The organism is Microbulbifer marinus (assembly GCF_900107725.1).
Lineage (GTDB): Bacteria > Pseudomonadota > Gammaproteobacteria > Pseudomonadales > Cellvibrionaceae > Microbulbifer > Microbulbifer marinus.
Genome location: NZ_FNQO01000002.1, coordinates 623,753 through 642,823 on the forward strand (window position 1 = coordinate 623,753; position 19,071 = coordinate 642,823).

Sequence of the window (19,071 nt, forward strand, 5' to 3'; positions counted from 1 at the left end):
TTGAACGCCTGAATTATTTTGCCGGTACCAGCAGTGAGATATCCGCGACCTCGAGGAACAGCGCGCGCAGCTGCGCCAGCAGAGCCAGGCGGTTGTCCCGCAGCTTCTCGTCGTCGGTCATGACCATCACGTGATCGAAGAAGCTGTCGACCGTATCGCGCAGACCGGCGAGACCCGCCAGGCCCTCGGCAAACATCGCCTCCTGGTACAGCGGCTCCACCTCGGTGCGGGCCACCTGCACTGCAGCATAGAGCGCCTTTTCGGCGTCTTCCTGCAGCAGGCTCTCGTCCACCGCGTGCGGCACGGCGCCCTCGAGCTTGGCGAGGATGTTGGATACCCGCTTGTTGGCCGCGGCCAGGGCCTCGGCTTCCGGCAGCTGGCTGAATGCGTGTACGGCGTGCACCCGGTTGTCGATATCCAGCGGGCGCGACAGCTTGCGCGCGGCGACAGACATAAACACTTCGGTGGCTATGCCCTGGTCCTCGTAGCGGGCACGGAAGCGCTCGAGGATGTACTGCAGAGTCTGCTCGACGACATTGTTGTATTCGCCCAGCGCGGTGCGCGGGAAATTGTCGCGGGACAGTTCCAGCAGTTCGCGCAGGTCCAGGTCGATTTTTTTCTCCACCAGAATGCGGATAACACCGAGGCTGGCGCGGCGCAGCGCGAAGGGGTCGCGCGAACCGCTGGGCGGCTGGCCGATACCGAAGATGCCCACCAGCGTGTCGAGGCGATCCGCCAGTGCGATTGCGGTGCCGGTCTCGCTGCGCGGCAGTTCGTCACCGGCAAACTTGGGCATGTACTGCTCGTACATGGCCTTGGCCACGTCCAGTGGCTCGCCGTCGTTTTCCGCATAGTAGTAGCCGGCGATACCCTGCAGATCCGGGAACTCGAACACCATCTCGGTGACCAGATCGGACTTGCACAGGCGACCGGCGCGCGCGGCCCAGTCGGGCTTTGCGTCTATCTTGTCGGCAATCTTTGCCGCCAGTACCGCCAGGCGCTCGGTCTTGTCGTATACCGTGCCGAGGTGCTGCTGGAATACAACCTGCTTGAGTTTTTCCCGGCGCGCTTCCAGGCTGGTTTTCTTGTCGGTGTCGAAGAAGAAGGCCGCATCGGCGAGGCGCGGGCGAATGACGCGCTCGTTGCCGTGAATCACCTGGGCCGGCTCCTGGCTCTCGATATTGGATACGGTGATAAAGAACGGCAGCAGCTGGCCGTCGGGGTCCACCACGTGGAAGTACTTCTGGTGTTCCTTCATCGACGAGATCAGCGCCTCGGCGGGCACTGCCAGGAAACGTTCCTCGAAGCGGCCGGTCAGCGCCACCGGCCACTCCACCAGTGCAGTCACCTCATCGAGCAGGTCGTCGTCGATCACCGCCTCGCCGTTGACGTTGTTCGCCTCGGCCATCACCTGTTCGCGGATGGACTCGCGGCGCTCGGCGAAGTCGGCGATCACATAGCCGGGTTCGCGCAGCTGCTGCACATAGTCGTGGGCGGAGTGGATTTCCAGCTCGCGGTTGCAGTGGAAGCGGTGACCGCGACTGGTATTGCCGGCCTTCAGGCCCAACACTTCGCCGTCGACCACCTGGTTGCCGAACAGCATCAGTAGCCAGTGCACCGGGCGCACGAATTCCTCGCGGCGCGCACCCCAGCGCATGCGCTTGGGAATCGGCAGCTGTGCCAGCGCCTTCTCGACGATGCCTGCCAGCAGTGTTTCGGTGGCGGCACCCTTTTGCTCGCTGACGAAGGCGAGACGCTCGCCTTTGTCGGTGTCGACACGACTCAGCTGCTCGACGGTGACGCCGTTGCTGCGCGCGAAGCCCTCCGCGGCCTTACTCGGCTTGCCCTCTTTGTCGAAGGCGGCCTGTACAGCCGGGCCGAGCTTCTCGATCTGCTTGTCCTGTTGTTTGTCGGCCAGGCCGGACACCGCCACCGCCAGGCGGCGCGGTGCGGCGTAGGCCTTGACCTCGCCGAACTCGAGCTCGGCGCCTTTCAGCCCCTGGGCGATACCGTCGGCAAAGGCATCCATCAGCTTGTGCAGCGCTTTCGGCGGCAGTTCTTCGGTGCCCAGCTCTACCAGAAAATCCTGCGCCATTACTGCTTCTCCTCTTGCTCGACTTCTTCCGCCAGAATATCAGCGCGCAATTCCTCCGCCGCCAGCGGGAAGCCGAGGGCGCGGCGCGCATTGTAGTAGGCCTGGGCGACTGCGCGGGCCAGGGTGCGCACACGCAGGATGTAGCGCTGGCGTTCGGTGACCGAAATGGCGTGGCGCGCGTCCAGCAGGTTGAATGCGTGAGACGCCTTCATGACCTGCTCGTAGGCCGGCAGCGGCAGACCCAGCTCGATCAGGCGGCTGCTCTCGCGCTCGCAGTGATCGAAGGTGGCGAACAGGAACTCCACGTCCGCCTGCTCAAAGTTGTAGCGCGACATCTCCACCTCGTTCTGGTGGAAGACGTCGCCGTAGGTGACCGGGGAACCGTCCGGATTGCGGGTCCACACCAGGTCATAAATGGATTCCACACCCTGCAGATACATGGCGATACGCTCGAGGCCGTAGGTGATCTCGCCGGTGACCGGATAGCATTCGAGTCCGCCCACCTGCTGGAAGTAGGTGAACTGGGTGACCTCCATACCGTTCAGCCATACCTCCCAGCCGAGTCCCCAGGCGCCGAGGGTGGGGGATTCCCAGTTGTCCTCAACGAAGCGTATATCGTGCACGGCCGGATCCACGCCCATGGCGCGCAGGCTGTCCAGGTACAGTTCCTGGATATTATCTGGCGACGGCTTCATGACCACCTGGTATTGGTAGTAGTGCTGCAGGCGGTTGGGGTTCTCGCCGTAGCGGCCGTCGGTGGGGCGGCGGCAGGGCTGCACATAGGCGGCGTTCCAGGTCTCGGGACCCACTGCGCGCAGGAAGGTGGCCGGGTGAAAGGTACCGGCGCCCACTTCCATATCCAGAGGCTGTAGAATGACGCACCCTTGGCGCGCCCAGTAATCCTGCAGGGCAAAAATCAGGCCCTGAAAGGTGCTGAGGTCGTATTGCTTGGACACCGCTATCTCCGGATCAGTATGTGCTTCGGGCAAAGGGACGCAATTATAGCGGTAGCGGGTTGCGCACTAAAGGCGCCGCGGCCGCACAATCCCAATTGAATGGCCATACTTGGGCCTGGGCAGGCCTGCCCGAAGTCGAAATTTGCATAGGAAGTGGTTGCATTGGATATCAAGGGGCGCCTGGCCGCCGGCGCACTCAAGCTCATCGGAAAACTGCCGCTGCACTGGTCGCGCCGCCTCGGCTGGCTATTGGGCCAGATAGCGGTGCTGACGCGGGGGGAAAGCCTGCGCATCAGCCGCATCAATCTCGCACTCTGCTACCCGGCGATGGACCCGCGTGAACGGGAAAGGCTCGCCCGCGACAGTGTCATCCACACCGCGATGACCGGCTTCGAGGTGGCGACCATCTGGCACCAGCCGTGGAGCCACAGCGAGGATCAGATAGTACGGGTGCGCAACCAGCAGCTGTTGTGTGACGGCGTCGACGACGGGCGCGGCGTACTGGTGCTGATGCCGCATACCGGAAACTGGGAAATCTTCGGCATGTATCTGGCGACGCTGGGACCATCCACCGCCCTCTACGCGCCGCCGAAAATCGCCTCGCTGGATCCGATTATCCGCGGCGGCCGTGAGGCCACCGGCACAACAATGGTGCCGACCAACATGCACGGCGTGCGCTCGCTGCTGAAGGCGCTGAAGTCCGGCAATATCGTTATGGTATTGCCGGACCAGGAACCAGATATGGGTGGCGACTTTGCCCCCTTCTTCGGCAAGCCGGCGCTGACCATGACTCTGGCCCACAATCTGCTGCAGCGTACTAAATGCCGTTGCGTGTTTGGCTTCGGCAAGCGCGTCGACGACGGCTTCGAGCTGGTGTTCCTGCCCGCCGAGCAGGCGATCTACAGCGACGAACAGAAGGTCTCGCTGGCGGCGATGAACCGCGGCGTCGAGGCCTGCATCGCCGAGGCGCCGGAACAGTATCAGTGGGAATACAAGCGCTTCCGCAAGCAGCCGGAAGGGAAGAGTCGTATCTACAAGAAACCGTGTTGATTACCCGGCGGCAACTCTATACGCCGCCGGATACGCCGCCGGTGCCAGCAGCGCATTACCGCGCAAAATATTTAGTGCTGCAATCCGCTCGCCAGTAAACCGCGCAGGATTATCGAATCTGTGTGCTTTCACACACTGGCTTTACAGTTTTGCCCTCAATCCTCGACAGTTGCCAGTATAGCCACAGCAACGACAGCAGAATTGCGCCGAAGGCAAAGGCGATGTTCGTCTTTCCGGCAACGAGCAATCCACCCCCGAGCAGCGCGCCGGCTGCGGCCGCCGCATCCCGCCAGAAGGTAAACGCGTTTAATACCTGCTGTTGTCTGTGTCGGTCCGGCGACTGGTCGGTGAGCCACTTCGGCATCAGCATCATAAATACCCCATGGCCGACAATGCCGAGAATACTGGCGGTCAGCAGCCAATCGGACGCCAACAGCGCCGTTGCAACAAACATCAGCGCTGTTGCAGCCGTGAGCAGGACGTTGGTGTGAGCCAAGTGACCAAGCCGAATTGCTAACAGGCCTAACAGAAGATTGAACAGCCTTTTTCCGACCACCAGAGCGGCCGCCACGGCGATGGCTTCGGCTTCACTGCGCCCACCGAGCACCAATAAAGGCGACAGCACGAGCATCCACAAGCCATCCAGCAGCAGACAGGAAAGGAACGTAAGACCCTGGGCAGGGGAAATCTCCGGCAGCAGTGAAGTTTGCCGGACTATCGCGCTTGCGCTGTCTCTTGGCAGCATGAATGCCGGCACAAACGCCCCAAGGCACAAACAGAAAGACAGCAGAATGACGGAGTGGACTGATAATGATTCCACGAACCAGGGAGCGGCCAACAATACCAACAGCGGACCGATTTCCTGGATTACGCTGTACCAGCCCATATTTTTCAGCCGGTGGTCAGGGTGTTCCGTTGCGTAATACAGACAAGAAAGGCGCATAAACGCATAGGCAACACCCCATAACAGGCGCGCTGCCAACAGAAGCCACGGACCGGAAAAAAGCAAGAACATTCCGCTGGCCAGGCTGGCAAACAGTACCGCCACTATGGTGGCCTTGCGGTTGCCGAGACGGGCATGCTGGCCTCCCAGCCAGGGGTTCAGCAGGATCCGGACGAAGCGGTTGGCCGACAGCAAGATACCGACCCACACCAGGCTCAGCGAAAACTCGCCAAAATAGACCGGTAACAGTAAGTACAGTACCGCGTCAGAAACCAGGGTGAGGGTCAGGCTGCTGGCGACCAATTTGGTAGCGCGGCTGCTGCGGGACTGAACCATCTATTCAGAATCTCAGCAGCAGGGAGTTGGTGAGCTGGCGGCAGCATTGTTGGCCACGGCGGCAATCAGCGGTATATCGGTCGCAACCTCATAATCCTCTTTGTTTTCCGAGTAGCGATAGGTTAGCCAGTCTTTGTGATCGCGTAACAGCAGTGTCATCCGGAACAGCTCTTCCATTACGTCGACGACACGGTCGCGATAGGACGAAGGCTTCATAGAGCCATCTGCATTGAATTCCTGCCAGGCTTTGGCAACCGATGACTGGTTGGGGATGGTAAACATGCGCATCCAGCGCCCCAGGATTCTGAGGTTGTTGACGGCGTTAAACGACTGCGAGCCGCCACTGACCTGCATCACTGCCAGTGTTCGACCCTGCGTCGGGCGAATCGAGCCAACAGCCAGGGGAATCCAATCGATCTGGTTTTTAAATACCGCGGTGATATTGCCGTGGACCTCGGGGGAGCACCAGACCATGCCCTCGGACCACTGCGCCAGTTCGACAAGTTCCTGCACTTTTGGGTGTTGTCTGGAAGCGCCATCAAACACCGGCAGGCCATGGGGATCATAGACCTTCACGTCGGCGCCAAAGCTGCGTAACAAAGAAGCCGCCTCCATCGTCAGTTTGCGACTGTAGGATTCAGGTCTCAGCGAGCCGTACAGCATCAAAATGCGGGGCGCGTGGCTGGAAGCGTCGCGTCCGGCCTTTTCAATGGCTTGTCGTACGGTATCGACGGAGTGGATGGCGTTGGCAGACATAGCGAACTCCTTGTAACGATATTTCTAAAATTATCGAAATAACAGGCCAAAAAAATATGGCCGGCGGTTCAGCAGCACTCTTTTGAGCAGCATTCTTCCCTCAGAAAGCCGATCAGGCCGTTGAGCTGCTCATACTGAGCGAAGCAACGCAGCACTCTTCCTTCCCGGACCTGCTTTACCAGACCCACCTGCACCAGTCGGTTGATATGGTGCGACAGGGTTGAGCCCGGGACCGCCAGGCGGGACTGTAGATCGGATACTGGCAAACCGGACTTGCCTGCTTTGACCAGTTCTCGATAAAGGCCAAGCCGGGTCGGATGTCCCAATTCGGCCAGTTGTTTTGCAGCTTGCTCCAGAGTCATGCAGCTACTTTAGGTGAAGCCTTTGCCGTTTTCAAGAAATTTCTAGAATTATCGAAATATATGATCGTACAACCCGAAAGTTAAAGGCAACTTCTGCTGCTCGAAGGGGCACACGACGAAGCCCTGCGTTCAGTGGCGCCAGAAGGCGGGGGTCAGCAGCACCAGCAGCGTAAAGATCTCCAGGCGGCCCATCAGCATTGCCAGGATCAGGAACCACTTGGCCACTTCATTGACGGATCCGTAATGGGCGGCGGCGTCGCCGAGTGCCGGGCCGATATTGCTGAGGCAGGAGGCGACGGTGGAAAAAGAGGTGACGAAGTTTTCACCGGTGGCCATCACGATCACGGTGAATACAAAAAATGACAGGATGTAGACCGCGAAGAACCCCCACACCGCATCGGTTACCCGCTCCGGCACTATCTTGCCGTTGACCTTGATCGGCACTACCGCGTTGGCGTGCACCAGGCGATTCAATTCGCGCAGTCCCGACTTCATGATCAGCATACCGCGCACCGCCTTGATGCCGCCGCAGGTGGAGCCGGCGCAGGCGCCGAGGATCCCCAGCAACAGCAGTACATACGGTAGGAAAGCCGGCCAGGCGGAGAAATTTTCCGACGAAAAGCCGGCGGTCGTGCCGATCGAGACCACCTGGAAAAAGCCGTGCAGGAAGCTGCCACTGGGCGTGAAAATGCCCAGGAACCACAGGTACAGGCTGATCAGCAGTGCGGCACAGATCGTCAGTATGCACCAGAAGCGGAATTCGGAATCCTTCCAGTAGTGGCTCAGCCTGCGGTTGCGAAAGGCGAAGAAGTGCAGGCCGAAATTGATCGCCGCCGTGAACATGAACACGATGCAGATCGCCATGATCGCATGGTTGTTGGCGTAAAAGCCCATGCTGGCGTCGTGAGTGGAAAAGCCACCGTTGGCGACGGTGGAGAAGGCGTGCCCCACCGCATCGAAAATCGTCATGCCCGCCCACCAGTAGCCGAGGCCGCACAGCACTGTCAGGCTGATGTAGATCACGATGAGCGCGCGGGCCGTCTCGGCAATGCGCGGTGTCAGCTTGGTGTCCTTCACCGGACCGGGAATCTCCGCCTTGTACAGCTGCATGCCGCCGATGCCGAGCATCGGCAGAATTGCCAGTGCGATCACGATCACGCCGATACCGCCGAACCACTGCAACTGCTGGCGGTAGTAGAGGATTGCCGGCGGCAGGCTGTCGAGGCCGGTAATCACCGTGGCGCCGGTGGTGGTGAGCCCGGAAATGGACTCGAAAATGGAATCGGTAATACCCAGGTCCGGCTGCGGGCTGATGATCAGTGGCAGGGAACCGAAACTGCCCAGTACCAGCCAGAACAATGAGGTCACCACAAAGCCGTCGCGCGTGCGCAACTCCTGCCGCAAGTCGTGCACCGGCAGCCACATAAACAGGCCGGTTACCAGCGTGATCACGAAGGCGGCGCTGAAGGCGGTGTGGGTGCCGTCGTCGTACCACAGGGATACGCCGATCGGCGGCAGCAGTGTCAGGCTGAACACCGTCAGGAGTATTCCGAAAACTCGCGCAATTACTGCAATTCGCATCGGCGCTTATCAGCCTGTTATCTAATGAATAAGTGGATGCGCCGCGCGATATCGCGGGACACTTCCAGCTCCCGTGTTCGAATAATCAGAAGAAACTGAAGCCCACCTGGAACAGCTGCTCCACGTGGCGCGTCTGCCGTCGGTCCACCAGAAATACGATTACATGGTCGTCGGTCTTTACCACCACATCATCGTGGGCAATCAGCACTTCGCTGCCGCCATCGGTTTCGCGCACGATGGCGCCGATGGCGGCGCCCTCCGGCAGGTCGATATCCTCAATCTTGCGGCCGACCACCCTCGAGGTGCGACTGTCACCGTGGGCGATCACCTCGATGGCCTCGGCGGCGCCGCGGCGCAGCGAGTGCACGTTGACCATGTCACCGCGGCGCACATGGGTCAGCAGGCTGCCGATGGTGTTCTGCTGCGGCGAGATGGCGATATCGATCTCGCCGCCCTGCACCAGGTCCACATAGGCGCGGTTGTTGATCAGCGTCATCACCTTGCGCGCCCCAAGGCGCTTGGCCAGCAGCGACGACATGATATTGGCCTCGTCGTCGTTGGTCAGTGCGAGGAACACGTCGGTGTCCTCGATATTTTCTTCCAGCAGCAGATCCTGATCCGAAGCGCTGCCGTGCAGGATGATACTGTGGGAGAGTTCCTCCGACAGGAACACGCAGCGCTCGTGACTCTGTTCGATGATCTTGACCGCGTAGCGGTTTTCCAGCTTGTGCGCCAGGCGCAGGCCGATATTGCCGCCGCCGGCAATCACGACGCGCTTGTAACCGTGCTCCAGTCGGCGCAGCTCGCTCATCACCGCGCGAATATCGGCGCGGGCGGCGATGAAGAAGACCTCGTCGCCGGCTTCGATCACCGTGTCGCCCTGGGGGATGATCGGACTGTTGCGGCGGTAGATGGCGGCCACGCGTGTATCTACCTTGGGCATATGCTCGCGCAGGTAGCGCAGCTGGTGCCCCACCAGCGGCCCGCCCTGAACCGCGCGCACCGCCACCAGCTGTACGCGCCCGTCGGCGAAATCCAGCACCTGCAGTGCGCCGGGGTGTTCCATCAGTCGCGCGATATATTCCGACACCAGCTGTTCGGGGCTGATCAGTACGTCGATCGGGATTGCCTGGGGGTCGAACAGTTGCGGGTATTGCAGGTAGGAGGCGGCGCGTACGCGCGCAATCTTGGTCGGTACGCGAAACAGCGAATGGGCGATCTGGCAGGCCGCCATATTGGTTTCGTCGTTATTGGTGACCGCCACCAGGATATCGGCATCCTCGATACCGGCATCCAGCAGGCTATCCGGGTGGGCGGCGTGGCCGACCACGATGCCGATATCGATGCGGTCGCCCAGTTCGCGCAGGGTTTTCTCGTCGCTGTCGATCAGCACAATATCGTTGCGCTCGGAGGCCAGTGCCTCCGCCAGTGACCCGCCCACCTGGCCGGCGCCGAGAATGACAATTTTCATATCAGATAAGGCTCGCGGCTCTAACCGCTTTTATTCGGCTTTGCTCAGCAGAGCGTAGTAGAAACCGTCGCCACCATCGGGCCGGGGAAACAGTTGCACACCCGCCGTCTGCGGTTCGCCCCAGGGTTCGCCGTGCAGTAATTGCGGGGTATTGTCGCTCGCATCCTCGGTCTCCGCAACGAAGGCGGCCACTACCTCGCTGTTTTCCGCCGGCAGGATCGAGCAGGTGGCGTATAAAAGCGTGCCGCCGGGCTTCAGTATTCGCCACATGGCGCGCAGGATGCGGCCCTGCAGCTGCGCCAGCTCGGCGATGTCGTCTTCGCGGCGCAGCAGTTTGATATCCGGGTTGCGGCGGATCACGCCGGTGGCGGAGCAGGGCGCGTCCAGCAGGATGCGGTCGAAGGGCTGGCCGTCCCACCAGGCATCGGTGGCGGTGGCGTCGGCGCAGATCAGCTCGGCGTCGCCACCGATCCGCGCCAGGTTTTCCGCGACCCGGTCGAGGCGCTCCTCGTCGATATCCAGTGCGCTGAGGCGGATCGACGGCTGCTGTTCCAGCAGGTGGCAGCTCTTGCCGCCGGGCGCCGCACAGGCGTCCAGTACCTTCTGTTGCTCTGCGGGTTCCAGCAGTAGTGCCGACAGCTGTGCCGACTCATCCTGCACGCTGACCAGTCCCGCGGCGAAGCCGGGCAGCTCGGTGACGGGACGCGCCTCGCCGAGAGTAATGCCTACCGGCGAAATGGCGCACTGACTGGCATCAATTTCCGCGGCACGCAGTTGCTGCAGATAGTCGTCGCGGGAAACCCTGGCCCGGTTGACGCGCAGGGTCATCGGCGGATTGGCATTGTTGGCGCGGAAGATGTCGGCGGCCGCGTCGGGCCAGGCGGCCTTGATGCGCTGCTGCAACCAGGCCGGGTGCATGGAGCTGAACTGCGGATTGCCGGACAACTTGCGCTGCAATTGTTCGCGGCTGCGCTGGGCGTTGCGCAGCACGCCGTTGATCAGGCCGGTGGCGCGGTCGAGTTTGAGTGTACGCGCGGCGTTGACGGTGGCGGAAATCGCGGCGTGATCGGGAATGCGGGTGTATTCGAGCTGATACAGGCCGAGCAGGATCAGTGCCTCTACTTCCCGGTCTGCCGGCGGCTTGCGCAGCAGCTTAGCCGCCAGCAACTGGAGTCGTGGCGCGGTGCGCGCGCCGCCGTAGCAGAGTTCGCGTAGTAGCCCGCGGTCGCGTTCCTCGACCCGCTCTTCGGCGCGCGGCAACAGCCGCGCCAGCGAGCCACGGCCCTCGAGTAGCGATGCCAACACCTGTGCCGCCAGGGCGCGCACGTCACCGCGCGCATCGATATTCACTTACAGCCCCAGCCGGTTACCGGGGGCGAACAGCTCCCGGTAACCCTTCATTATTTCCGCCGCCGGCAGCGCCTTCTTGCCCGGCAGCTGCAATAGCTGCAGGCGCAGCGCCTCGCGGCCGCAGGCCACCAGGATGCCCTCGTCGTCGGCGCCGATGATCGTCCCCGGCGCGTCGCTGTGGCAGCCGCGCTCCAGCTGCGCGCTGTAAATGCGCAGGCGCTGCTCGCCTTTGCTGTCGGCATAGGTGGTCCAGCAGACCGGAAACGGATTGAACGCACGAATCTTTCTGTGCAGCTCGTCGGCCGGGCGCTGCCAGTCGATCCGCGCTTCTTCCTTGCTGATCTTGCCGGCGTAGTTGGCGTGGCTGTCATCTTGGCTCCGCGGCGCGGCGGTACCGTCGGCCAGTTGCTGCAGTGCCTCGAGCAGCGCCGGCCCGCCCAGTTCGGCCAGTTTGTCGTGCAGGCTGCCGCCGGTATCGGCGGGCGTGATAGGGCAGCGGCTCTCCACCAGTACCGGCCCGGTATCCAGTCCCGCTTCCATCTGCATGATGGCCACGCCGCTCTCGGCGTCGCCGGCCTCGATGGCGCGCTGGATCGGTGCGGCACCGCGCCAGCGCGGCAGCAGGGAGGCGTGCACGTTGACACAGCCGAGGCGCGGCGTGTCCAGCACCACCTGCGGCAATATCAGGCCATAGGCGACCACGACCATGATGTCCGCATGCTGTGCCGCCAGCTCCGCCTGGGCCTGTTCATCGCGCAGGCTCGGGGGCTGGTATACGGGAATATCGTGCTGTAGTGCCAGCTGCTTGACCGGACTGGCGAGCAGTTTCTTGCCGCGCCCGGCGGGGCGGTCCGGCTGGGTGTAGACGGCGATAACATTGTGCTCGCTGTCGAGCAGCGCCTGCAGGTGCACGGCGGCAAAATCCGGCGTGCCGGCGAAGATGATGTTCAGTGGCTGAGTCATAGATTCGATGTGGAAGAGCCGCCGGCATATGCGGCGGCGGGTATTCTGAATTGTCGCTGACCCATCAGGCGCGCTTGCGCTGGGCCTTTTCCAGTTTGGAGCGGATGCGGTTGCGCTTGAGGGGGGAGATGTAGTCCACGAACAGTTTGCCGTCCAGGTGGTCCACTTCGTGCTGGATGCAGACCGCCAGCAGCCCCTCGGCTTCCAGCGCAAAGGTTTCGCCGTTGCGATCCAGCGCCTTGATGCGCACCTTGCGCGGCCGTTCCACCGTTTCGTAGAAACCGGGCACGGACAGGCAACCCTCGTCGTACTGGTGAATTTCCTCGTCAAGCACCTCGATTTCCGGGTTGATAAACACCAGCGGTTCGCTCTGGTCTTCGGAAACGTCGATCACGACGATGCGCTGGTGCACATTGACCTGCGTCGCGGCGAGGCCTACACCGGGGGCTGCGTACATGGTTTCGAACATGTCGTCGACCAGCTGGCGCAGCTCGTCGGTCACCTCGGAGACGGGCTTTGCGACCTCGCGCAGGCGCGGATCGGGGAATTCAAGAATCTCAAGTTTGGCCATAACACCTGTGACAAACTTCTAGTAATCGTGGAACTTGCGCTGATAACATAATGATCGCGCTAGATATTTGCCGAATGGAGTCATTAATTCCGCTGACGCTAGGCGTCAGGCTCCAGCCACTCTCCCGGACGTACTCCCGGTGGCGCAGCGGCCCGGCGCTGTGAATTATAGCGATAAAGAGCATAGGAATGCTTCCATGAAAAAAATAATCCTGGCCGCTGCCGCAATGCTGGTGGTGACTTTTGGAATTCAGGCGCAGGATCAAGTGCGCTTAAATCCCAATCACCCTGATGTCTACGTAGTGCAGAAGGGCGACACCCTCTGGGATATCTCCGGTAGATTCCTCACCCAGCCCTGGTTCTGGCCGGAAATCTGGCAGGTGAACCCGCAGATCGAAAACCCCCACCTCATTTACCCCGGTGACCGCCTGCGCCTGGTGTATGTGGATGGCCAGCCGCAGCTGCAACTGGAGCGCGGTCCGCGCGCCTACAGGCTGACCCCGGCGGCAGATGGCACCAGCCTGTCCCCGCAGGTGCGCCGTGAGGCCGTGGGCGAGGCGATTCCGGCGATTCCGCTGGACGCGATCAATGCCTTCCTGTCCCGCACCCGCATTGTCGCGCCGGACGCGTTTAGGGGCACCCCGTATGTGGTTTCTGGTGCCGACCAGCGCATCCTGATGGGCGCCGGTGAAAAGATTTACGCCCGCGGTGATTTCCGCGTGCCGCTGGCCTCCTACGGCATCTACCGTCCCGGCCCGGTTTACGTCGATCCGGTTACCGGCGAAACCCTGGGCCAGCAGGCGCTGGATATCGCCACCGTCGACCTGCTGCAGCTGGATCCGGACAGGCGCGAAGACTTCTCGGTGGCCACACTGGGCGTCGCGCGCACCTCCCGTGAAATCCGCCTGGAGGACCGCCTGCTGCCGGTGGAAGAGCGCTCCATCGCCGCGCTGTTCCAGCCGGGCGCGCCGCCGATGCCGGTGGATGGCGTTATCCTCGGTGTAGAAGAGGGCGTAACCCAGATCGGCAAATACGATGTGGTGATAGTCAACCGCGGCGAGCGCGAGGGCCTGCAGCCGGGCCATGTACTAGCCATCTACAAGCGCGGTGCCATAGTGCGCGATCGCATTGAGCGCGATAGCGTCAAGCTGCCGGACGAACGCGCCGGTGTCATGATGGTATTCCGCACCTTCGAGAAGATGAGTCTCGCCCTGGTGTTGGAAGCGGATCGCCCGCTCGAGGTGATGGATCTGGCGCGCAATCCATAAGCGCCATCTGCTAATTTCGCGGCGGGTCTTTCTGTTTGGCCCGCCTGCCTGCCGACAAAACAGAAGCTAACGGTGAATCGCATGGATGCGCTGACCGCTACCCTGGCCCTGCTGCGACTCGAAGGCATGGGCCCCGGCCGCTACTGGCAATTGCTCGACCACTTCGGCAGTCCCGTTGCGGCGCTGCTATCCCTTCCCGAATCCCTGCTGCTGAAATTGCCGCCGCGTGCCCAGACCCAGTGGCGTGAATTTTCCCGCTGTGGCGAACAGAGCGCGCTGATCGCCTGGGCATTGGCGGAGCGCGATCGCTGCGCCGATGCCGGCGTGGAGCTCATCCACTGCGGCGAAGAGGATTACCCGCGCCTGTTGGCCGAGACTTCGCGCCCGCCGCCGCTGCTCTATGTCCGCGGCGCGCGCGCAGCACTGCAACTGCCGCAGATCGCCGTGGTCGGTGCCCGCCGTGCCAGTAGCGGCGGCCTCGATAATGCCCACGCGTTTGCCGCGGATCTGGCCGGCGCCGGTTTCGCGATTACCTCCGGGCTGGCACTCGGCGTCGATGCTGCCGCCCACCGCGGCGCGCTGAAGGCCGCTGGCGTTACTGTCGCGGTGCTCGGCAGCGGTGTGGACAGGCTCTATCCGCGTCGCAACGCGGCGCTGGCAGAGGAGATTGTCGCCGGCGGCGGCGCGCTGATTAGCGAGCTGCCGATGAACAGTGCCGCGGAGGCGGCTAACTTTCCGCGCCGTAACCGCATTATCAGCGGCCTGTCCCTCGGCGTGCTGCTGGTCGAGGCGGCGCTGCGCTCCGGTTCGCTGATTACGGCCCGCCTGGCGCTGGAGCAGAACCGCGAGGTATTCGCGATTCCGGGTTCCATTCACAACCCGCTGGCGCGCGGTTGTCACCGCATGATCAGGGACGGTGCGGCCCTGGTGGAGACCAGCGCGGATATCGTCGGGCAGCTCGGTGGCCTGCTGGCGGAGCCTCAGGCCGATACACCTTCCCATCGCCCGCAACTGGAGCGGCGTCAACTACACCTGATCGATGCCCTCGGTGGGGATCCGCGCACGATCGAGCAGCTGGCGCGGGATACCGGTGAAAGCGCCGGCGAGCTGCTGGCGCTGTTACTGCAGCTGGAGCTGGCCGGACTCGTGGAGCAGCTCCCCGGCGGCTATCAGTTGACCCCACAGGGCGCGGCCTATCTGCAACACGCCCACTGACAGTCCGTCGAGTCGGCTCGAGAGGTTGGCCGCCAAGCTGCTCGCGCCATCTGCAGAGTGCGTCAATACTGTTTCGGACCCGGCCCAGTGACCCAATTAGATCCCGGCTGAAGGGGAGTGGCGCAGGTGTTGCGGGCCGGAAACCACAGTAGAGGAGACCCCGGGTGTTGATACGGAACCGCTTGGCGTCGGCGATGCTGGCATTGGCCTGCGCCTCCCCGCTATTTGCACAGGCACAGAACTGTACATCGCTAGGCGATCTGCGCTGGCTGCTCGGCAACTGGCACCATGCGGATGCCGGCAAACAGATGACGGAGCAATGGCGGCAGGTGAGCGCGCAGACATTTGAGGGGGTTGGCCTCAGCCGGGCGGCGGCTGGCTCGGCGGTGGATACCGAAATGTTGCGCCTCGCCGAGATGTCCGGCGAGATTTTTTACCTGGCCAAAGTCAGCCATAACATGCTGCCGGTGGCGTTTAAATTAACCAGTTGCGACGTCGGTACGGCGGTGTTTGAAAATCCGTCCCATGACTTTCCCCGGCGACTGGAATACCGCCTGATGAGCGCCGACAGACTACAGGTCCTGGTGCGCGGTAGTGGCGCAAAGAGTTACACGCTGAATTTTCATCGCGCCGGCCATTAGCCCGGTTAGCGCCTATAACTTGTACACAGCAGCGCAATCCGCTAGATTGCCGCGCTTCCCAAATCGACCGTGTAAAAGAGAGCTGACATGAGCAAGCCCTTTGTAGCCATCCTGATGGGTTCCGACTCCGACCTGCCGGTTATGGAAGCCGCGTTCGGCGTGCTGGAGAAGTTCGACATTCCGTTTGAAGTGAAAGTCACCTCCGCGCACCGCACCCCGGAGAATACCCACAACTACGTAACCGACGCCGACAAGCGCGGCTGTGCCGCCTTTATCTGTGCCGCCGGTATGGCTGCACACCTGGCTGGCGCCGTCTCCGCCACCACCCTGAAGCCGGTGATCGGTGTGCCGATCAATGCTTCCCTGGACGGCCTGGACGCGCTGCTGTCCACCGTACAGATGCCGGGCGGTATCCCGGTGGCCACCGTTGCCATCGGCAAGGCCGGTGCCAAGAACGCCGCTTACCTGGCCGCGCAGATCATCGGCTCCGCCGACGCCGAGATGCACCAGAAGCTGGTCGACGAGCGCCGCGCCAATGCCGAGGCGATCATTGCCAAGGACGCGCAGCTGCAGAAAGACCTGCAACAGCGCAAAGCCAAGTAAGCGTCGCGCTGCGATGGCGTACTCGCCGTTCGCCGTGAAGGAGGCCGCCCGGGCTCTGGCCGCGGGTGGCGTCATCGCGCACCCCACCGAATCCGTGTGGGGGCTGGCCTGCGATCCGAACAACCTGCAGGCGGTGCAGCGTTTGCTGCGCCTGAAGAGCCGCCCACTGGAAAAAGGCCTGATCCTGGTGTCCGGCGACGAGGCCCATTTCAACGAGCTGCTGCAGAATCTCTCCGGTAGCCAGATGCAGCAGCTGCACAGCACCTGGCCCGGTCCGGTTACCTGGCTGGTACCCCATTTCGAACTCGTTCCCCCGTGGATCAGCGGCGCGCACCACTCGGTCGCCCTGCGCTGCACCGATCATCCGTTCACCGCGGCATTAACGCGCGCCTTTGGCGGTGCTATCGTGTCCACCTCCGCCAACCCGTCGGGCTGTCAGCCAGCGCGGCACAAATACCAGGTGCTGCGCTATTTTGGCGATGCGCTGGACTTTGTCGGCGGCGGCTCCACCGGCGGTCGCAGCGCGCCTAGCGAGATCCGCGACCTGATCAGCGGCAAGCTTTTGCGTCCAGGTGGCTGAAGGCTCTTGCGCCCAGATGGCTGAGGGCTCTTGCGCGCCGGCGGCTGATTTCCCATCAATCAAAAGTTGTATTTCCACATGAGTGAAGTCGATACCAAGGCGGTAAAGAACTACCTGCTGGATCTGCAGGACCGTATCTGCAATGCCCTCAGCGCCGAGGATGGCGCCGAGTTCCGCGAGGATGCCTGGGACAGGCCCGGCGGCGGCGGCGGCCGCACGCGGGTGCTGGAGGAGGGGGCACTGATCGAGAAGGGCGGTGTCAATTTCTCCCACGTATACGGTGAAGGGCTGCCGCCTTCGGCCACCGCCAACCGCCCGGAACTGGCGGGGCGCTCCTTCGAGGCGATGGGCGTGTCGCTGGTCATCCATCCGCGTAATCCCTATGTGCCGACCAGCCACGCCAACGTGCGGCTGTTCGTCGCCGAGAAGCCGGGTGCGGAACCCGTCTGGTGGTTTGGTGGCGGCTACGATCTGACGCCGTATTACGGTTGTCACGAAGATGTGGTGCACTGGCACCGCACCGCAAAAAATGCCTGCGCGCCATTCGGGGACGAAGTGTATCCGCGCTTCAAGAAATGGTGTGACGATTACTTCTACCTGAAGCATCGCGACGAGGCCCGCGGCGTCGGCGGACTGTTTTTCGACGATTATAACGAGGGTGGATTCGACAATGCGTTCGCACTGATGCGCGCCATCGGTGACAGCTACCTCGACGCCTATCTGCCGATCGTGCAGAAACGCAAAGGTATGGAGTACGGCGAGCGCGAACGCAATTTCCAGTTGTACCGCCGCGGCCGCTATGTGGAGTTCAACCTGGTCTACGATCGCGGCACGCTGTTCGGGCTGCAGAGCGGCGGGCGCACCGAATCGATCCTGATGTCGCTGCCGTCACTGGTGCGCTGGCAGTACGACTGGCATCCGGAAGCGGGTTCCGCGGAAGAAAAACTGTACACAGACTTCCTGCCGCACAGAGACTGGATTTAGTAGGAGGCTTTTGTGCATAAGGCACGCCTGGAAGACATCAACAAACTGTTCATGGAATATCGCCGTCACTTTGAAATCGGCGATGCGGAACAGGTCGCGGATTTTTACCGTTTCCCGCTGCACTATTACCGCGAGGACGGCAGCAAACTGTCGGTGACGCGGCAAGAATTTGTGCAGCAGGTGGATAAACTGCTGCACGCCTATCGCCGCCTGCAGGTCAGCCAGATAGTCGGCACAGTCACCGACGTGATCGAACTCAATGACAACAGCAGCCTGGCGACGCTGAACTGGATCCTGCTGTGCCCGGAAGGGGACAAGAGAGCGGAGCTATACAGTTCCACGACCCGTTACCTGGTGACCGATACCGAAGACGGCCTGAAAATCGACGGACTGATCCTGGTCGATGAGAGCGCAAAAATTCGCGGTGCCGTGCGCGCGCGCAAGAGGGCGGTCAAGTGACGGATCGTTACGCGGTTGTAGGCAACCCGATAGCGCACTCGCTGTCGCCGCGCATTCACGCGGCCTTCGCCACGCAGACCGGCGAGGATATTCACTACGAAAAACTGCTGGCCGAAAAAGACGGCTTCGCAGAGTTCGCGCGGCAGTTTTTTGCCAGCGGCGGCCGCGGCCTGAACGTCACCGTGCCGTTCAAGCTGGATGCCTGCGAATTTGCCGACGCGCTGACCGACCGCGCCCGCGCTGCGGGCGCGGTCAATACGCTGGCCAGGCAGCAAGACGGCAGTATCCTCGGCGACAATACCGACGGTGCCGGGCTGGTGGCGGATATCCGCGACAACCTCGGCTGGCCGCTGCGCGACAAGAAAATCCTGCTGCTCGGTGCCGGCGGCGCCGCGCGCGGCGCGCTGCTGCCGCTGCTGGCAGAAAATCCGCAGCAGGTTCATATCGCCAATCGCACCGCGCACAAGGCGGAGAAGCTGGCTGCGGAGTTTTCCGCTCACGGGCAGCTGACGGCCGGCGGGCTGGAAGACTTTCCCGGCAGCTTCGACCTGATTATCAATGCCAGCTCCGCCAGCCTGAGCGATGAGATGCCGCCGCTGCCGACTGAAATTGTCGGGCCGCAGTGCAACGCCTATGACATGGTCTACGGCGCCGAGCCGACGCCGTTTATGCGCTGGGCGCGGAGTTTGAATGCCCAGGTGGCCGATGGCCTGGGTATGCTGGTGGGGCAGGCGGCCGAGTCATTTTTTTTGTGGCGGGGTGTGCGGCCGAATGTAGGACCGGTATTAGAAATGCTACGAAAAAGATCCTTTGATTGATCCTATGATTTATTATTGGGGTAATTTTTTACAGTTGAACGTGAAAAATGCTCTCCGAAAAACAATGTAA

At 62.1% G+C, this 19,071-nt stretch carries 19 protein-coding genes; 9 read left to right on the top strand and 10 right to left on the bottom strand.

The features are described 5' to 3' along the window. Positions 1–13: 13 nt before the first annotated feature. Both glyS and glyQ read right to left on the bottom strand, forming a co-directional pair. Positions 14–2,095 (bottom strand): glycine--tRNA ligase subunit beta, encoded by a 2,082-nt coding sequence (gene glyS, locus BLW36_RS10680; RefSeq protein ID WP_091388077.1) that lies wholly within the window; start codon positions 2,093–2,095, stop codon positions 14–16. Next, positions 2,095–3,051, bottom strand: a complete 957-nt coding sequence (gene glyQ, locus BLW36_RS10685; protein WP_091388079.1) for a glycine--tRNA ligase subunit alpha — start codon at positions 3,049–3,051, stop codon at positions 2,095–2,097. The genes glyS and glyQ overlap by 1 nt, the downstream gene beginning before the upstream one ends. Before the next feature lie 162 nt (positions 3,052–3,213). On the opposite strand from glyQ, the gene BLW36_RS10690 reads away from it, so the two are divergent. After that, positions 3,214–4,101 (top strand): lysophospholipid acyltransferase family protein, encoded by an 888-nt coding sequence (locus BLW36_RS10690; protein ID WP_091388081.1) that lies wholly within the window; start codon positions 3,214–3,216, stop codon positions 4,099–4,101. Between the two features lie 109 nt (positions 4,102–4,210). Here BLW36_RS10690 and BLW36_RS10695 read toward each other — a convergent pair whose 3' ends face one another. The 8 genes from BLW36_RS10695 to def all read right to left on the bottom strand — a co-directional run bounded on the left by BLW36_RS10695 (position 4,211) and on the right by def (position 12,434). Beyond that, on the bottom strand, positions 4,211–5,380 hold the full coding sequence (locus tag BLW36_RS10695; protein WP_091388082.1) for an MFS transporter: 1,170 nt from the start codon (positions 5,378–5,380) through the stop codon (positions 4,211–4,213). 12 nt (positions 5,381–5,392) lie between these two features. Next, positions 5,393–6,136 (bottom strand): arsenical resistance protein ArsH, encoded by a 744-nt coding sequence (arsH, locus tag BLW36_RS10700; RefSeq protein ID WP_091388085.1) that lies wholly within the window; start codon positions 6,134–6,136, stop codon positions 5,393–5,395. A gap of 68 nt (positions 6,137–6,204) precedes the next feature. Next, a complete protein-coding gene (locus tag BLW36_RS10705; RefSeq protein WP_091388087.1) occupies positions 6,205–6,498 on the bottom strand; it encodes an ArsR/SmtB family transcription factor in 294 nt (97 codons plus the stop codon). A gap of 129 nt (positions 6,499–6,627) precedes the next feature. Further along, entirely contained in the window at positions 6,628–8,079 is a 1,452-nt protein-coding gene (locus tag BLW36_RS10710; RefSeq protein ID WP_091388089.1) for a TrkH family potassium uptake protein, read from the bottom strand. A gap of 85 nt (positions 8,080–8,164) precedes the next feature. Next, the gene (gene trkA / locus BLW36_RS10715) at positions 8,165–9,550 is read right to left on the bottom strand and encodes a Trk system potassium transporter TrkA (RefSeq protein ID WP_091388096.1); all 1,386 of its coding nucleotides are present in this window, start codon (positions 9,548–9,550) and stop codon (positions 8,165–8,167) included. A 30-nt stretch (positions 9,551–9,580) separates the two neighbouring features. Next, positions 9,581–10,900: a 16S rRNA (cytosine(967)-C(5))-methyltransferase RsmB gene (gene rsmB / locus BLW36_RS10720; RefSeq protein ID WP_244506215.1), complete on the bottom strand. Its 1,320-nt coding sequence runs from the start codon at positions 10,898–10,900 to the stop codon at positions 9,581–9,583. After that, positions 10,901–11,863, bottom strand: a complete 963-nt coding sequence (gene fmt / locus BLW36_RS10725) for a methionyl-tRNA formyltransferase (protein ID WP_091388098.1) — start codon at positions 11,861–11,863, stop codon at positions 10,901–10,903. 64 nt (positions 11,864–11,927) lie between these two features. Continuing rightward, positions 11,928–12,434 carry a peptide deformylase gene (gene def, locus BLW36_RS10730; protein WP_091388101.1) on the bottom strand — a complete coding sequence of 169 codons (507 nt, stop codon included), beginning with the start codon at positions 12,432–12,434 and terminating at the stop codon, positions 11,928–11,930. A 196-nt stretch (positions 12,435–12,630) separates the two neighbouring features. On the opposite strand from def, the gene BLW36_RS10735 reads away from it, so the two are divergent. The 8 genes from BLW36_RS10735 to aroE all read left to right on the top strand — a co-directional run bounded on the left by BLW36_RS10735 (position 12,631) and on the right by aroE (position 19,001). Beyond that, a complete protein-coding gene (locus tag BLW36_RS10735; RefSeq protein ID WP_091388103.1) occupies positions 12,631–13,701 on the top strand; it encodes a LysM peptidoglycan-binding domain-containing protein in 1,071 nt (356 codons plus the stop codon). A gap of 81 nt (positions 13,702–13,782) precedes the next feature. Next, positions 13,783–14,916, top strand: coding sequence for a DNA-processing protein DprA (dprA, locus tag BLW36_RS10740; protein ID WP_091388105.1), 1,134 nt, complete (start codon positions 13,783–13,785; stop codon positions 14,914–14,916). Between the two features lie 164 nt (positions 14,917–15,080). Next, positions 15,081–15,557 (top strand): DUF6265 family protein, encoded by a 477-nt coding sequence (locus tag BLW36_RS10745; protein WP_139304861.1) that lies wholly within the window; start codon positions 15,081–15,083, stop codon positions 15,555–15,557. Positions 15,558–15,644: 87 nt separating this feature from the next. Continuing rightward, positions 15,645–16,160 carry a 5-(carboxyamino)imidazole ribonucleotide mutase gene (purE, locus tag BLW36_RS10750; RefSeq protein WP_091388108.1) on the top strand — a complete coding sequence of 172 codons (516 nt, stop codon included), beginning with the start codon at positions 15,645–15,647 and terminating at the stop codon, positions 16,158–16,160. A 13-nt stretch (positions 16,161–16,173) separates the two neighbouring features. Beyond that, entirely contained in the window at positions 16,174–16,740 is a 567-nt protein-coding gene (gene tsaC, locus BLW36_RS10755; protein WP_091388110.1) for an L-threonylcarbamoyladenylate synthase type 1 TsaC, read from the top strand. A gap of 78 nt (positions 16,741–16,818) precedes the next feature. Continuing rightward, on the top strand, positions 16,819–17,724 hold the full coding sequence (gene hemF, locus BLW36_RS10760; protein ID WP_091388112.1) for an oxygen-dependent coproporphyrinogen oxidase: 906 nt from the start codon (positions 16,819–16,821) through the stop codon (positions 17,722–17,724). 12 nt (positions 17,725–17,736) lie between these two features. Next, positions 17,737–18,183 (top strand): hypothetical protein, encoded by a 447-nt coding sequence (locus BLW36_RS10765; RefSeq protein WP_091388114.1) that lies wholly within the window; start codon positions 17,737–17,739, stop codon positions 18,181–18,183. Beyond that, positions 18,180–19,001 carry a shikimate dehydrogenase gene (gene aroE / locus BLW36_RS10770; protein ID WP_091388116.1) on the top strand — a complete coding sequence of 274 codons (822 nt, stop codon included), beginning with the start codon at positions 18,180–18,182 and terminating at the stop codon, positions 18,999–19,001. The genes BLW36_RS10765 and aroE overlap by 4 nt, the downstream gene beginning before the upstream one ends. Positions 19,002–19,071 lie beyond the last annotated feature (70 nt).

Bases quoted from the DNA above. Each gene is read 5' to 3' on its own strand.
- BLW36_RS10710 (WP_091388089.1), bottom strand. From the start codon at position 8,079: ATGCGAATTGCAGTAATTGCGCGAGTTTTCGGAATACTCCTGACGGTG.
- trkA (WP_091388096.1), bottom strand. From the start codon at position 9,550: ATGAAAATTGTCATTCTCGGCGCCGGCCAGGTGGGCGGGTCACTGGCG.
- purE (WP_091388108.1), top strand. From the start codon at position 15,645: ATGAGCAAGCCCTTTGTAGCCATCCTGATGGGTTCCGACTCCGACCTG.
- BLW36_RS10735 (WP_091388103.1), top strand. From the start codon at position 12,631: ATGAAAAAAATAATCCTGGCCGCTGCCGCAATGCTGGTGGTGACTTTT.
- glyS (WP_091388077.1), bottom strand. From the start codon at position 2,095: ATGGCGCAGGATTTTCTGGTAGAGCTGGGCACCGAAGAACTGCCGCCG.
- dprA (WP_091388105.1), top strand. From the start codon at position 13,783: ATGGATGCGCTGACCGCTACCCTGGCCCTGCTGCGACTCGAAGGCATG.
- tsaC (WP_091388110.1), top strand. From the start codon at position 16,174: ATGGCGTACTCGCCGTTCGCCGTGAAGGAGGCCGCCCGGGCTCTGGCC.
- arsH (WP_091388085.1), bottom strand. From the start codon at position 6,136: ATGTCTGCCAACGCCATCCACTCCGTCGATACCGTACGACAAGCCATT.
- def (WP_091388101.1), bottom strand. From the start codon at position 12,434: ATGGCCAAACTTGAGATTCTTGAATTCCCCGATCCGCGCCTGCGCGAG.
- BLW36_RS10695 (WP_091388082.1), bottom strand. From the start codon at position 5,380: ATGGTTCAGTCCCGCAGCAGCCGCGCTACCAAATTGGTCGCCAGCAGC.
- BLW36_RS10705 (WP_091388087.1), bottom strand. From the start codon at position 6,498: ATGACTCTGGAGCAAGCTGCAAAACAACTGGCCGAATTGGGACATCCG.
- hemF (WP_091388112.1), top strand. From the start codon at position 16,819: ATGAGTGAAGTCGATACCAAGGCGGTAAAGAACTACCTGCTGGATCTG.
- fmt (WP_091388098.1), bottom strand. From the start codon at position 11,863: ATGACTCAGCCACTGAACATCATCTTCGCCGGCACGCCGGATTTTGCC.